Origin of the sequence: Mycobacterium sp. 360MFTsu5.1 (assembly GCF_000383495.1) — a bacterium.
GTDB lineage: Bacteria > Actinomycetota > Actinomycetes > Mycobacteriales > Mycobacteriaceae > Mycobacterium > Mycobacterium mucogenicum_B.
This window is the reverse complement of the sequence record NZ_KB911472.1, coordinates 102,369-115,612: the sequence shown is the minus strand read 5'-3', so window position 1 is coordinate 115,612 and position 13,244 is coordinate 102,369. Positions and strand designations below refer to the sequence as shown.

The window sequence follows — 13,244 nt, the reverse complement described above, 5'->3', positions numbered from 1 at the left end:
TACCGAGTTCCGGAATCGGTTGGGCCAACTGAGAACTCGACACGCCGGCACACCGAACCCCCGGCCGCACACTGCTAGAAATCGTCGAATGACGGTGGCCGGGCAGCCAGCTTCTGGACCACCCATTGATTCAGTGAGACGCCCTGCTCAGCCGCTTCGACACTGAGCTTGGCGTGCATGGCCGTCGGCATCCGCAACAGGAACTTGCCGCTGTACTTGCGGTCCGTGATGGATTCGGGCGGCGACATTTCACTCGCCAGCAGATCGCGGACCTCGTCGGCCACCGTCTGTTCCATTGCGGCAATCGCGGTCGCGGCGGTCATGCCCGTCGCCCAGAGCCGCGGGAACTCCAGGCATCCGGCCAGATAGCGGCCACGCTCCGGCGACCACTCGGCCCGGTAGGTGTATTGCGTCATGGCGCGAGCATGGCGCACCCGACCGACACGGCCCGATCCGTGGGACCGTGGCCGCAGCGGCGGCGCGTAGCAGCGGCTAACCGACCGCAGCAGGCTCCGGAAGGTCCGTGATCGCGCTGTCCCGCGGTGACGGGGCGTGCCGGGATTCCCAGCGGCGCAACAGCTCGCGGCAGGGCGACTCGATCAGGCCATAGCTCACGGCCGCGATCGCGAACCCGAAAACCCAGGTCAGGATCAGCACGATCGGCATGTGGCCGTTGAACGGGAACTCGCCGATCACCGGGAACACCATGGCCAGCGCCGCGAGATGCCAGATGAACAGGCCGTAGGACCAGCGGCCCAACGTCACCATCGTGGTGCTGCCGAGGATCCGGTGCGGCGTTCCGGGGGCGTCCAGCACCAGCGGCGCCAGCAGCGCCCCGGCGACCACGGCGCCCATCGCCGTCTTGACCACGACCTGGCTCACGGCGCCCGGCGCGAGTCCGATGTTGCCGGCCAGCGGCGTCGCCGCGATGACGAACGCCGCCCCGGCGATGGCCGCCATCACCCAGCGGCGCCGGGCCAGCTGATGCATGCGGCCGACGGGCATGACCGTCAGCTCGGCCAGCAGCATGCCGGCGGCGAACCACGAGAACAGCGCCGGCAGCCAGTTCATCTGGTTGACGCCGAACGGCAGATGCCACGGCAGCGCGGGCCACGCGAAGCTCGCCACCGCCAGCGCCGCGATCGCGGGCACGCGCCAGTCCACCGGCAGCCGGCGGGCCAACAGTGCCAGCAGCGGCAGGACCAGATAGAAGCTGACCTCGACGGCCAGGCTCCACATCTGCGTCAGCCCCGCGGTCAGCGTCAGGGGCACATAGACCTGGGTGAGCGTGAGGTTGGCGAGCCACACCGTCAGGTCGGCGTGCGCCTCGGGCAGCAGCGCCAGGATCACCACGACGGCCACCAGATAGCCCGGCATGATGCGGACGATGCGCGAGCGCAGGTAATGGCCCGTCGGCGGCCGGTGCCGCAGACCCCGCGCGGCGGCGGCGTGCCCGCGCCACAGCAGGAAGCCCGACAACGCGAAGAACACGGCGACCGCCAGGTCGAAGCGGGTGAACAACCGGCCGTACCAGCCGCTGCTGTTGGCCGTCTGGAACGCCACGTGTGTGAGGACGACGCCCATGGCGGCACAGGCCCGCATGCCCTCGACAGCGGGCAGGAAACTGCGGGTGCCGCTCACCTCAGCACTGTCCGCGGTGTCGTGTCCCTGGTCGCCCACGACCCCAGTGTGCCGGGTGCCCGGTGTCGGCGGCGAATCTCACTGCGGCCCGCACCCGACTCTGAGGGTCAGCCTTAGGGCGGGCTGTTAGGGTCAGTCGGGTTGCTGTGTGGCTTGAGCAGACAAAGTAAGGAGCACGGGTTGAACCGCGCTGTGGGGTTGCGAATCGCGGCATGCGTCTTGATGGGGCTCGGCGCCGCCCTGCTGATCGCTGCCCTGCTGTTGACTACTTATACGTCGGGCAAAATCTCCAAGATTCCGCTCGACATCGACACCACGCTGGTGAGCAACGGCACCGGGACCGCGCTGGACCCCGCGTCGCTGCTGGGCGAGAAGTTCGTCGTCAACAAGAACGTTCCGCTGGTGCTGCAGCGGCAGGTGAGCGTCGAGAACCCGGCGAACGCCGACGTGGTGACGCTGCAGGTCGGCAGCACCGTGCGCCGCACCGACAAGCAGCAGGACAACGGTCTGCTGCTGGCACTCGTCGACACCGTGACGCTCAACCGCACCACCGCCGCCGCGGTGACGGGTGCGGCCGGCTCGGTGCAGAAGCCGCGCACCATCGAAGACCCCAACCCGCCGACCAACGTCGCGCTGCCGCACACCGGACTGAGCTACCGCTTCCCGTTCAGCACGGAGAAGAAGACCTACCAGGTGTTCGACCCGATCGCGCAGAAGGCGTACGACGCCAACTACGAGGGCGAAGAAGACGTCAACGGGCTGTCGGTCTACAAGTTCACGCAGAACGTCGGCTTCGACGCCGACGGCAAGCTGGTCGAGCCGATCAAGTACTCGTCGCTGTACGACAAGGACGAGGACGGTTCCGTGACCGCGCGCGCCGAGCTGTGGGGCGTGCCGTCGGCCGAGCCGACCGACCCGATCACCATGCAGCGCTACTACGCCGCGGCGCGCACCTTCTGGGTGGACCCGGTCTCGGGCACCATCGTCAAGGAGAAGGACCGCGGCTTCCACTACTACTCGCGTGACGCCCTCAAGCCCGAGGTGACGTTCGCCGACTACACCGTCACCTCCAACGAGCAGACGGTCGAGTCGCAGGTCGCCGCCGCCCACGACGAGCGCGACAAGCTCGCCCTGTGGGACCGCATCCTGCCCATCACCTTCGGTGGCCTGGGTCTGGTGTTCCTGGTCGGTGGCGTGCTGCTCGCCGGGTACAGCCTGCGGTCGCAGGCCGCACTGATCGATCCGGGCCTCGACGCCGCCGGGCACGGCTTCTTCGGCAGGCGCGACACCGACTCCGGGCCGATGCCCGCGGCCGAGGCCATGACCGAGAAGCTGCCCACGCAGCGGCCGACCGATCTGCCACCGGACCGGATCTGATCGCTTTTCGTCGTGCCCTGCCGGCGCTGTACGCGCTGGGGCTGACGCTCGCTGTCACCGCGCCGCTGCTGGCGCCCGGTTATCTGCTGCTGCGTGACGCGGTCTCGACACCGCGGTCGTACCTGTCCGACGCCGCCCTGGGCTTGTCCGAGGCCGCTCCCCGGGCCCTGCCGCAGGACTTCTTCCTGGCTGTCCTCTCGCCCGTCGTCGACGGTGGGGTGCTGGTCAAGGCGCTGACGATCGTCGGCTTGTGGTTGGCCGGCTGGGGTGCGGCGAAGCTGGCCGCCGCGGTGCTGGACGCCGGTCTCGGCGGGCAGCTGGTGGCCGTCACCGTCGCGGTGTGGAACCCCTACGTCGCCGAGCGACTGCTGCAGGGCCACTGGAGCCTGCTCGTCGGCTACGGCTGCCTGCCCTGGGTCGCCCTCTCCAGTGATTTGTGCACGATTTTCCGCGGTGAGCGCGAACAATCGTGCACAAAACCCTGGGGCCTGGTCTTCTGGATCGCGCTGGCCGGGCTGACGCCGACAGGCTTGCTGCTGGCGCTGGTCGTGGCGCTGGTGTGTTCGCGAACCTGGCGCGGCGTGTGGGTGACGCTGGCGGCGTCGGTCGGAGCCGCCCTGCCGTGGTTGGTGGCGACGGTGGTCGCGCGCTCGGTGCTGCCGGTGGCGAGCGCCGGCGTGCCGGCATTCGCGGCGCGGGCGGAGCCGGGACTCGGGACACTGGGCAGCCTGGCCGGGCTCGGCGGAATCTGGAATGCCGGGGCGGTACCGGTGTCCCGCACGACGCTGTGGGCCCTCGTCGGGACCGTGGCGCTGCTGGCGGTGGTGGCCTGTGGCGCGCGGAAGGCGTGGGCCGTGGCCGCGGCTCGGCCGCTGCTGGTGCTCGCCATCGTCGCGGTGGTGGTGCCCGCGCTGCTGGCGACCGATCCCGGGTCGGCGTTCCTCGATTGGCTGATCCAGACCGTGCCCAGCACCGGTGTGCTGCGCGACGGGCAGAAATGGGTGGCCCTGGCGATGCCGGGCTATGCGCTGGCCGGCGCCGCCGCGGTGGCGGTGCTGCGGCACTGGCTACCAACGGCTTTCGCCGCCGCGGGGTGCTGCGTCGTGGTGCTGGCGGCATTGCCCGACCTGGCGTGGGGTGTCGGCGGCCAGTTGCGGTCGGTGCAGTACCCGGCCGGCTGGTATTCGGTTGCGGCGCAGATCAACTCGGACCCGCGGCCCGTCGCGGTCCTGCCGCCCGACGTCATCCGGGAGTTCCCGTGGGCCGGCCCGAACGCGGTGCTCGATCCGCTGCCGCGCTGGGTTTCCGCCGACGTGCTGGCGACCGGCGACCTGGTGATCGGGGGCCGGACCGTGCCAGGTGAGGGCGTGCGGGCGCGGCGGGTGCAGGACCTCCTGCTGCGAGGCGCCGACGTGCATCAGTTGGCCGCGGCCGGGGTGGGCTGGGTCGTGGTGGAGGGTTCGGCTCCGCCACTGTCGCTGCCGGTTGCCTACCGGGACAACGATATTGCGTTGTACCGAGTGGGTGGAACGACGCCCGCGGCATCGGGACGCGCGCTGCTGATCGCCGCACACGTGGTGTGGTTGGGCATGCTGATCGGAGCCCTGACCGCGATGGTGATCCAGCGGTGGCGGGGCCTCAGTACGCCCCGTCGCCGCGAGCCACCACACTGACGGTCTTGAGGATGATGCCGACATCGGTCAGCATCGACCAGTTGTCGACGTACGAAAGATCAAGGCGCACAGCCTTGTCCCACGTGAGGTTCGACCGGCCACTGATCTGCCACAGCCCCGTCACGCCCGGTTTGACGAGCAGCTTGCGCCTGATGTCACCGTTGTAGGTCTCGACCTCACGGCGCAGCGGTGGCCGCGGGCCGACGACGCTCATGTCCTGCTTGAGCACGTTGATGAACTGCGGCAGTTCGTCGATGCTGTAGCGGCGCAACACCTTTCCGACCAGCGTCACCCGCGGGTCGTCGCGCATCTTGAACATGACGCCACCGGCCATCTCATTCGAGGGAAGCAGGTCTTCGAGGCGCTCCTCCGCGTCGACCACCATGCTGCGGAACTTGATCATCGTGAACGGCTCACCGTCCAACCCGATGCGTTCCGACCGGTAGAACACCGGGCCGCGACTGGTCATCTTGATGGCGATGGCCGCGAGCACCAGCAGGGGCGCCGTTCCGATCAGCGCCGCCAACGCGAATCCGAAGTCGAATGCCTTCTTCAAGAAGCTCTTGGCGCCGTGGTACTGCGGCTTCTCCACGTGCAGCAGCGGCATGCCGGCCACCGGCCGCATCGCAAGTCGCGCACCGGCCACGTCGAGCAGGCCGGGCGACACCACCAGGTCGACGTCGGAGGCCTCGAGACGCCAGGTGAGCCGCTGGATTCCGGCGACACCGAAATGCTCGGCGTCGGTCAGCGCCACGGTGTCGGCGGCGCAGCGGTCGCCGAGCGCGCCGAGGGCGTCGTTCTCGTCGCCGAAGATCGGGATCATCCGGTCACCGATTCTGATGACGTCGCCGCGGGCGTCGGGGTCTCCCGGGATGCCGGCGCCGACCACTACATAACCGTCGCCGGGGTCGTTCATGAGTTCGGTCGCCAGGACGGCGATGGCATCCCGATCACCAATGGCGAGAACGGATGTCAGGCATTCGCCCGCCTGCCGGCGCGCACGAACCCGGCGCCGCCACAGCTTGCGTCCGATGAGCAGCCCGATCGTGCCCAACGGGAACGCCAGGGCCAGGTAACCGCGCGCGATCTCGAGCCGCGCCAGCAGCGCCACGATCGCGATGACCCCGAACGTCCAGAAGGATGCGGCGACGACGCGGCGATACTCTTCGATGCCGCAGCCGAGGATCGACGCGGAACGGGCGTGATGGAGGGTCAGCACGCCCAGCCACAGGCACGCCAGCGCCAGTGAATACCCGGTATAGAGCATGGATGCCGAGGGGCCGTAGCCCGCTCCGCCGAATCGGACCCACTGCGCGAACAGCATCGCGAGGACGATGGTCGCGGCGTCGGTGATCAGCACGCGACGCGCGTAATGCGGCTGCCAGACGGTGCGTGAACTCGCCAGCCGCGTGAGCCCGAACGTCGAAAGCGTCATCGGCAACTCCACATGCTCAACTCCTCAGACCCGGCGGTACTTCGATGGAGCGGTATATCCAATTACATTGAATGAGAACGGAGTTCGAACGCACTGCAGCACCGGGCCCAGTTGCCTGGATCCGCAAAATTCGAGGGACACCCGAAAGCCGAAACCCGGAGGCGGCCCTCATTGCTATTAAATTTGACTTGGCCGTCAGTTTATGCGGCCCGGCGGTGTCCAACAGCAAAACGGCAGATTTGGATCGCCGTCACGAAGAATTTTCGGAACGGGCGTCGACGCCCGGCGGCAGCGCCGTCGTGGCCCGGACGAGGCGTCAGACGATCCCGTTGACGAACTTGCCGTCCCGGACCGCCTCCGCAACGGTCAGCATCGCGGAAGCGCTTTGCGGCCACGAGAATTCAGCAGCCCGCACCTGCGCCTTGGTACCCAGCTGATCGCGCAGGACCGCGTCGGTCAGCAGGGTCTCGAGCGCGGTGACCAGACCGCGGTGGTCGTCGACCAGCAGGCCCGTGACGCCGTCGACGATCGAGTCGGTCAGGCCGCCCGAGGACCGGTAGCCGACCGTGGGCACGCCGTGCTGGGCGGCCTCGATGACAGCCAGCGCCCAGCCTTCCTTGCGCGACGGCAACGCATGGACCCAAGCCTGTTGCAGCACTTCGTGTTTGGAGGCCTCATCGACGTGGCCGTGGAACGTGACCGCCGAGCTGATGCCGAGCCGGCGGGCGTGCGCGACCAGCCGCTCGTCCCACCAGCCGCCGCCGACGACGTCCAGGCGCAGTCCCGGCACCACCGGCGCGAGCAGCGCGACGGCGTCGAGCACGTCCTCGATCTGTTTGTGCGGCACCAACCGCGACAGCACGACGATGCGGGGCTCGGTCGCTCTGGGCAGCGACAGGGAGGCCGCCGGTGCGAGGTCGACCCCGTTGCGCACGACGGCGATCCGCGAAGCGTCGACACCCAGGTCCACCAGGTCCCGGGCCGACGGCAGCGACACCGTCACGTATTGGTTGCCCCGATGCAGACGGGGCGAGAGCCGCGACTCCACGAACCAGCCGAACCTGCTCATCAACCGTCCAGCTACCGGCCACTGGTCGCGGTGGCAGTGATGCACCAGCACCATCGCCCGTCGGCCGTACGCCAGGCGCGCCAGAAACGGGATGCCGTTCTGCGAATCGATCACCACATCCGGCCGGACGCCGCGCAGCGGACCCAGCCCGACGCGGGCCAACACCATCGCCAGCCCGGCCCAGATGTAGACCGACAGCCGGCCGCCGCCGCGACTGATCCGGATGCCGTCGACGACTTCGGTGCGCGACGCCCCGCGGTACCGGGCGGTCCGCAGCGTCACGCGCACCCCAGACTCGGCCAGCTGCGCGCCGATGCGCTGCAGATACGTCTCGCTACCGCCGCCCTGGGGATGGCCGGTGTCGCGCCAGCAGAGCAGCAGCACCGACCGGATCTCGTCAGGAGATCCAGCGGGCTGCTGGGGGTGGTCTGGCATCGAATGAAGGGTACCGGTCAGTAGGGTTGCGGAGTGAATCGCTGGGGCGCCAAACGACTGGTCATCACGCGTGAGCGGGCCACCCTCGCCCGCTCGATCCGCCTGCTCAGCGAGTTCCGTTTCGAGCAGAGCGACCCGGCCCGGTTCTACGGCGGCCTCGCCCGGGACACCGTCGCCCTGGTGGATGGCCTGTGGCGCGACCTCAACGGAGCCGCACCCGACGGCGCCACGGTGCTCGACGTCGGCGGCGGTCCCGGCTACTTCGCCACCGAATTCTCCAGCGCCGGAATGACATACGTCGGCGTCGAACCCGACCCTCGGGAGATGCATGCCGGCCCGGCCGCCCAACCCGATGGCGCCGGCACCTTCGTGCGCGCCTCGGGCATGGCCCTGCCGTTCGCCGACGCCAGCGTCGACGTCTGCCTGTCGTCGAACGTCGCCGAGCACGTCCGCGAACCGTGGCTGATGGGCCGGGAGATGTTGCGGGTCACCCGGCCGGGCGGGCTGGTGATCCTGTCCTACACGGTGTGGCTGGGCCCCTTCGGTGGCCACGAGATGGGGCTGACGCACTACCTCGGCGGCCGGCGGGCCGCGGAGATGTACACCCGCAAACACGGCCACCGGCCGAAGAACGACTACGGATCGTCGTTGTTCGCGGTATCTGCCGCAGCTGGGCTGGAGTGGGCGCGCAGCACGGGGGCGCTGGTCGCCGCATTCCCCCGCTACCACCCGCGATGGGCCTGGCTTGCGACTTCTGTACCGGTGTTACAGGAGTTCTTGACGAGCAACCTGGTGTTGGTGCTCCAGCCCAGCTGAATGACCTAATTGGAACATGTTCTCGTTTGGCCGAAAACTCGGTAGTGTGACGGCCATGACACAGAGCACGGCATTCAAAACCGAGTGGGATCAGCTGTTCATCGGCGGTCAGTGGACCGCACCCGCGACGTCGGACGTCATCGAGGTGCACTCCCCGGCCACCGGCGAGCTCGTCGGCAAGGTGCCGCTGGCCTCCAAGGCCGACGTGGATGCCGCCTGTGCCGCCGCACGTAAGGCATTCGACGAGGGCCCGTGGCCCAAGATGTCCCCGGCCGAGCGCGCCGCGGTGATCGCCGAGGCGTCGCGCATCATGACCGAGCGCGCCGACGAGCTGAAGTTCCTGCTCTCCGCCGAGACCGGCCAGCCGCCGAGCATCGTCGACATGATGCAGTACGGCGCGGCCATGTCGTCGTTCAACTACTACGCCGGGGCCGCGGACAAGTTCCAGTGGAGCGATATCCGCGACGGCATCTACGGCCAGACGCTGGTGACCCGCGAGCCCATCGGCGTCGTCGCCGCCGTCGCCGCGTGGAACGTGCCGTTCTTCCTGGCCGCCAACAAGCTGGGCCCGGCGCTGCTCGCCGGCTGCACCGTCGTGCTCAAGCCCGCTGCCGAGACGCCGCTGTCGGTGTTCGCCATGGCCCAGGCCTTCGCCGAGGCCGGCCTGCCCGAGGGCGTGCTGTCCGTCGTGCCGGGTGGCCCCGAGACCGGCCGCGCGCTGACCGCCAACCCCGAGATCGACAAGTTCACCTTCACCGGCAGCTCGGCCGTCGGCAAGGAGATCGGCAAGGTCGCCGCCGAGCGGCTCAAGCCCTGCACCCTGGAGCTCGGCGGCAAGTCCGCGGCGATCATCCTCGAAGACGCCGACCTGGACTCCACCCTGCCGATGCTGTTGTTCTCGGGCCTGATGAACACCGGCCAGGCCTGCGTCGGACAGACCCGCATCCTGGCCCCGCGCTCGCGCTACGACGAGGTCGTCGAGAAGGTGGCCGCCGGCGCGGCCGCCATGCAGGTCGGCCTGCCCGACAACCCGGCCGCCATGATCGGCCCGCTGATCAGCGAGAAGCAGCGCGAGCGCGTCGAGAGCTACATCAAGAAGGGCGTCGAGGAAGGCGCCCGCATCGCCACCGGCGGCGGCCGTCCCGAGGGCCTGGACTCCGGTTGGTTCGTGCAGCCGACGGTGTTCGCCGATGTCGACAACTCGATGACCATCGCCCAGGAGGAGATCTTCGGCCCGGTGCTGGCGATCATCCCCTTCGACACCGAAGAGGACGCCATCCGGATCGCCAACGACTCCGCCTACGGCCTGGCCGGCAGCGTCTACACCACCGACATCCCGCGGGCCATGAAGATCGCCTCGCAGATTCGCACCGGCACCTACGCGGTCAACATGTACGCCTTCGATCCGGGCGCTCCGTTCGGCGGCTACAAGAACTCGGGCATCGGCCGCGAGAACGGTCCCGAGGGCATCGAGGCCTACTGCCAGGCCAAGAGCGTTCTCATGCCGTTCGGCTACACCCCGGAGTAAGCCGTACGGCCTCCGTCCGAATGGCCATCCGCGCCTTGTCCTTCGCCCCTCGGGGGACTCGGCCGGGTGGCCATTCGGCTTTTCAGCAAAGGTTTTTTATCTCAGGCAAACCCCAGCAATCGCTGATACCGTCACGCCCGTTCGAAGGTCGTTGGCAACAATCTAGGAGGAAACGCATGGCTGTCTCTGTGGATCTCGAGAAGTCGCTCGACAAGGCATACGAGGAGAAGCCGCTCAAGGACATCCTCGACGCATCGCCCGCCGCGCTGGCCGGGGTCAGTGACTCCGACGCCGAGCACCTCGCCGCGGCGTTCAACATCAAGACCGTGCGCCAGCTCGGTTCCAACAAGTACTTCGCCGTCGCTGCCGCGCTCGTCGCGCTGGAGAACGCCGGCTGAGTCCGGCAACCGTGCGTCAACGGGCGCCGGGTCTGCAAAGACCCGGCGCCCGTTGACGTTTCAGAGATGTTGACGGTGCGCTGCCGGGCGCTTCACCGAAGTATCTGCGCACACAGCCGGTCCCAGGTACCCGACGCAATGTCGTGTCGAGTCTGCTCAGAAAGGTCGGCCTCGTCGAGAAATGCGCGCGCGACGCCGCCGTCGGTGGGGACGTATGGGTAGTCGGCGGCGAACATGATGCGGTCGCTGCCGACCACGTCGAGTGCCCAACCCAGATACCGCTGACTGAATACACCTCCCGGTGTGAGGAAGGCGTTGTTCGTGACGTACTCGGTGATGCTGCGCTGAAGCCCGGCTGTCGCGGCGATGTTGTCTACGCGATCCAGGAAGAACGGCAACATTTCACCCCAGTGCCCCAGGATCACCTGCAAATTGGGGAACCGGTCGAAGACACCGGCCAACACGAGTCGCAGGAATTGCAGGCCGGCGTCGTAATGCCAACCGATGCCGTAGGTGGACAGGGCGAGATCGACCGGGTTTCCGAAGCCGCTGTAGTACGCCTGGCGAACCGCGGCCGGCGGGCTCTGCGGATGCAGGTACAGCGGCGCCTGCAGCGCTTCAGCGGCTTCGAAGACCGGCCAGAATCGCTGGTGATCAATCGGTTCGTCACGCACTCGGCTGAACACCAGTGCTCCGTGGAATCCGAGATGCCGGACTGCGCGTTCGAGTTCCGCTGCAGCGTCTTCCGGCCGTTGCGGAGCCAGGGTTGCAAATCCCTGTAGACGCGCAGGGTTGCACTTCACCGCTTCGGCGACTTGATCGTTGACCGCGATCTGCAGTGCGGCCGCCTCGGCCGGTTCCAGGTCGAACAAGCCGGGTGTCGTGAGAGACAGCACCTGGACGTCGACGCCCGCGCCGTCCATGATCGCCAGGCGCTCCTCATCGAGGAATGCCAGCCGGCGACCGATCTCGGGCGTGGGGGCCAAGTCCACCATCGGGTCTCGCCACCGGGCGTCGACCCGGTCCCATGCCGCGACAACTTCCGCGGTCACGTAGTGCTCCTCCAGCGCAACAATCTTCATCTTTCCCTCACTGTCAGCCGACATATAGAAACGACGCACTGCGAACCGCGTCGGGTGGCGTGTGCGCCAGGCGCACCGAATTTGATGTCAGCCGCACGGACCCAGCCAAGTCCCGCGGTTCGCCCCCTTCGACGACGTTAGAACCTCAACCGAGGTTGAAGTCAAGGGTCGCCCGCAGCACCTCGATCTGGGCGAAGCGGACATGGTGCGGTCGAACGCGTTGCGCTTCTCAGGCCGGCCCAGGTCCATCACCACAACATGCCCGTCCGAAGGTGACGGACTGCGGATCGAGATCGCTGGTCATGCGAGCAGTCGACTCTCGATCACACAATTATGTAATTGACCATAGATTGGAGGAAGCGTAGACCCCGCAGCGCCCGAAATCCCGGATAGCTGTGACCTGGAAAACATTCTTTTGCCCGATGTGTTCGACGTTTTATGCTGAGTCCCATATCGAGGAGGGCGCCATGTGGGTGGTCGAGGTCAACGTGAAGGGTCATCGCTTCACGCACACCGTCCTGGGTGCCAACGAGCGGCTGCGTGAAGCAGCGCGGGGCGTGCAGGATCGGATGACGCAGCTGCGGAACCGGGTCACGCATTGACGTCAGCTGAGCCCGTCACCAAGACGGTCAACAAGCGGGGCGCCACCCGGGAACGAATGGTGCGCAGCGCCGCCGCTGTGCTGCGTGAACGCGGCGCCGCAGGCCTGACCATCGACGAGGTGCTGGTCCGCAGCGGTGCCCCGCGCGGCTCGGTCTACCACCACTTTCCCGAGGGCCGCAGCCAGCTGCTGATCGAGGCCCTGCAGTTCGCCGGTGACGCGATCGCCGCGCACATCGACGGTTCCGCCGCGTATGGCGGCATCGCCCTCGTCCGCGGATTCGTCACCTTCTGGGATCGCATCCTCGCCGACAGCGATTTCACCGCCGGGTGTCCGGTGGTCGCCGCCGCGGTCGGGTCGGGCGACGAAGCGCCGACCCTGACCCCCATCGCCGCCGAGATCTTCGACCGGTGGCGCACCGCGCTCGGACACGCCTTCACCGCCGAAGGCTTCAGCGACACCGACGCGTCAACCCTGGCCGTCACCTGCCTGGCCGCGCTCGAGGGTGCCGTGATCCTGAGCCGCTCGTCGCGCAGTGTCGAGCCGTTGCACGACGTCGCCAGACAGCTCGAATTCCTCATCAAGGCAAAGGCTTTCGTCAAGAACAACGGACTGCCGACCGCCGGCGACTAGCCCTCCGCGCGAGCCCAGCGCGCGCACACGAAGTCCCGGTTGACGGCGGATTCCACCAGCCGCCATTCCGAGCGCACCGGCAGCACGGGCGCGCCCTCGCCCAACGAGCACGGCGCGTACGACACCACCAGTTCGTCGACCAGGCCGGCCGTCACGAACTGCGCCGCAACGTCCCCACCTCCGACGATCCACACGTCGCGCTCGCCCGCCGCCTCGACCAGCGTCGGATGCAGTTGCGCCACAGCACCGCTCACCGCCTGCACCGGATGACGGTCGACGACGATGCCCGGCCGGGACGTGAGCACCCACGTCGGTTGGGGGTACGGCCAGTCACCCGGCTCGTTCTCGACGATCCACTGGTACGTCGTCGAGCCCATGACCAGGGCACCCACGGACTTCTCGAACGCCTTGTAGCCGAACGGGCCGTCGACGTCGATGTCCCGCGAGAGCAGCCAGTCCAGACTGCCGGCGGAATCGACGATGAAGCCGTCCAAGCTCGATGCGGTGTAGTAGATGGTCGCCATCGCACCGAGTATGCCGTGACCCACCGACAATC

The 13,244-nt window shown here is 68.0% G+C and carries 13 protein-coding genes; 7 read left to right on the top strand and 6 right to left on the bottom strand.

The window, feature by feature from the left end:
- Positions 1–74 precede the first annotated feature (74 nt).
- Together H289_RS0124340 and H289_RS0124335 are read right to left on the bottom strand one after the other, a co-directional pair.
- Positions 75–416, bottom strand: a complete 342-nt coding sequence (locus tag H289_RS0124340; RefSeq protein ID WP_020103455.1) for a type II toxin-antitoxin system HicB family antitoxin — start codon at positions 414–416, stop codon at positions 75–77.
- Positions 417–492: 76 nt separating this feature from the next.
- Positions 493–1,602, bottom strand: a complete 1,110-nt coding sequence (locus H289_RS0124335) for an acyltransferase family protein (protein WP_081633541.1) — start codon at positions 1,600–1,602, stop codon at positions 493–495.
- Positions 1,603–1,821: 219 nt separating this feature from the next.
- Between H289_RS0124335 and pgfA the strand changes: the two genes are divergently transcribed.
- Positions 1,822–3,018 carry a cell envelope lipid trafficking protein PgfA gene (pgfA, locus tag H289_RS0124330; RefSeq protein WP_029105686.1) on the top strand — a complete coding sequence of 399 codons (1,197 nt, stop codon included), beginning with the start codon at positions 1,822–1,824 and terminating at the stop codon, positions 3,016–3,018.
- A 17-nt stretch (positions 3,019–3,035) separates the two neighbouring features.
- Positions 3,036–4,691: an MmpA family trehalose lipid delivery protein gene (locus tag H289_RS0124325; protein ID WP_196810081.1), complete on the top strand. Its 1,656-nt coding sequence runs from the start codon at positions 3,036–3,038 to the stop codon at positions 4,689–4,691.
- Here H289_RS0124325 and H289_RS0124320 read toward each other — a convergent pair.
- Together H289_RS0124320 and H289_RS0124315 are read right to left on the bottom strand one after the other, a co-directional pair.
- Complete coding sequence (locus H289_RS0124320) at positions 4,657–6,126, bottom strand: sugar transferase (protein WP_099048712.1); 1,470 nt, start codon at positions 6,124–6,126, stop codon at positions 4,657–4,659. The genes H289_RS0124325 and H289_RS0124320 overlap by 35 nt on opposite strands.
- Positions 6,127–6,442: 316 nt before the next feature.
- Positions 6,443–7,630, bottom strand: a complete 1,188-nt coding sequence (locus tag H289_RS0124315) for a glycosyltransferase family 4 protein (RefSeq protein WP_051128576.1) — start codon at positions 7,628–7,630, stop codon at positions 6,443–6,445.
- A gap of 33 nt (positions 7,631–7,663) precedes the next feature.
- Here H289_RS0124315 and H289_RS0124310 point away from each other — a divergent pair, with 33 nt between their 5' ends.
- From H289_RS0124310 to H289_RS0124300, 3 genes are all read left to right on the top strand, one after another.
- Positions 7,664–8,446 (top strand): class I SAM-dependent methyltransferase, encoded by a 783-nt coding sequence (locus H289_RS0124310; protein WP_020103449.1) that lies wholly within the window; start codon positions 7,664–7,666, stop codon positions 8,444–8,446.
- Between the two features lie 55 nt (positions 8,447–8,501).
- Positions 8,502–9,974, top strand: a complete 1,473-nt coding sequence (locus H289_RS0124305) for an aldehyde dehydrogenase (RefSeq protein ID WP_029105684.1) — start codon at positions 8,502–8,504, stop codon at positions 9,972–9,974.
- A gap of 176 nt (positions 9,975–10,150) precedes the next feature.
- Positions 10,151–10,372: a hypothetical protein gene (locus H289_RS0124300; RefSeq protein ID WP_020103447.1), complete on the top strand. Its 222-nt coding sequence runs from the start codon at positions 10,151–10,153 to the stop codon at positions 10,370–10,372.
- A gap of 92 nt (positions 10,373–10,464) precedes the next feature.
- On the opposite strand, the gene H289_RS0124295 is transcribed toward H289_RS0124300, so the two are convergent.
- Complete coding sequence (locus tag H289_RS0124295) at positions 10,465–11,454, bottom strand: amidohydrolase family protein (protein WP_020103446.1); 990 nt, start codon at positions 11,452–11,454, stop codon at positions 10,465–10,467.
- A gap of 467 nt (positions 11,455–11,921) precedes the next feature.
- Here H289_RS0124295 and H289_RS33930 point away from each other — a divergent pair, with 467 nt between their 5' ends.
- The gene (locus H289_RS33930; RefSeq protein ID WP_020103445.1) at positions 11,922–12,056 is read left to right on the top strand and encodes a hypothetical protein; all 135 of its coding nucleotides are present in this window, start codon (positions 11,922–11,924) and stop codon (positions 12,054–12,056) included.
- Between the two features lie 56 nt (positions 12,057–12,112).
- A complete protein-coding gene (locus H289_RS0124285) occupies positions 12,113–12,688 on the top strand; it encodes a TetR/AcrR family transcriptional regulator (protein WP_051128586.1) in 576 nt (191 codons plus the stop codon).
- Here H289_RS0124285 and H289_RS0124280 read toward each other — a convergent pair.
- Positions 12,685–13,212: a dihydrofolate reductase family protein gene (locus tag H289_RS0124280; protein ID WP_020103443.1), complete on the bottom strand. Its 528-nt coding sequence runs from the start codon at positions 13,210–13,212 to the stop codon at positions 12,685–12,687. The genes H289_RS0124285 and H289_RS0124280 overlap by 4 nt on opposite strands.
- Positions 13,213–13,244: the final 32 nt, after the last annotated feature.

Bases quoted from the DNA above. Each gene is read 5' to 3' on its own strand.
- H289_RS0124295 (WP_020103446.1), bottom strand. From the start codon at position 11,454: ATGAAGATTGTTGCGCTGGAGGAGCACTACGTGACCGCGGAAGTTGTC.
- H289_RS0124320 (WP_099048712.1), bottom strand. From the start codon at position 6,126: ATGACGCTTTCGACGTTCGGGCTCACGCGGCTGGCGAGTTCACGCACC.
- H289_RS0124315 (WP_051128576.1), bottom strand. From the start codon at position 7,630: ATGCCAGACCACCCCCAGCAGCCCGCTGGATCTCCTGACGAGATCCGG.
- H289_RS0124340 (WP_020103455.1), bottom strand. From the start codon at position 416: ATGACGCAATACACCTACCGGGCCGAGTGGTCGCCGGAGCGTGGCCGC.
- H289_RS0124300 (WP_020103447.1), top strand. From the start codon at position 10,151: ATGGCTGTCTCTGTGGATCTCGAGAAGTCGCTCGACAAGGCATACGAG.
- H289_RS0124335 (WP_081633541.1), bottom strand. From the start codon at position 1,602: ATGCGGGCCTGTGCCGCCATGGGCGTCGTCCTCACACACGTGGCGTTC.
- H289_RS33930 (WP_020103445.1), top strand. From the start codon at position 11,922: ATGTGGGTGGTCGAGGTCAACGTGAAGGGTCATCGCTTCACGCACACC.
- H289_RS0124305 (WP_029105684.1), top strand. From the start codon at position 8,502: ATGACACAGAGCACGGCATTCAAAACCGAGTGGGATCAGCTGTTCATC.
- H289_RS0124285 (WP_051128586.1), top strand. From the start codon at position 12,113: ATGGTGCGCAGCGCCGCCGCTGTGCTGCGTGAACGCGGCGCCGCAGGC.
- H289_RS0124280 (WP_020103443.1), bottom strand. From the start codon at position 13,212: ATGGCGACCATCTACTACACCGCATCGAGCTTGGACGGCTTCATCGTC.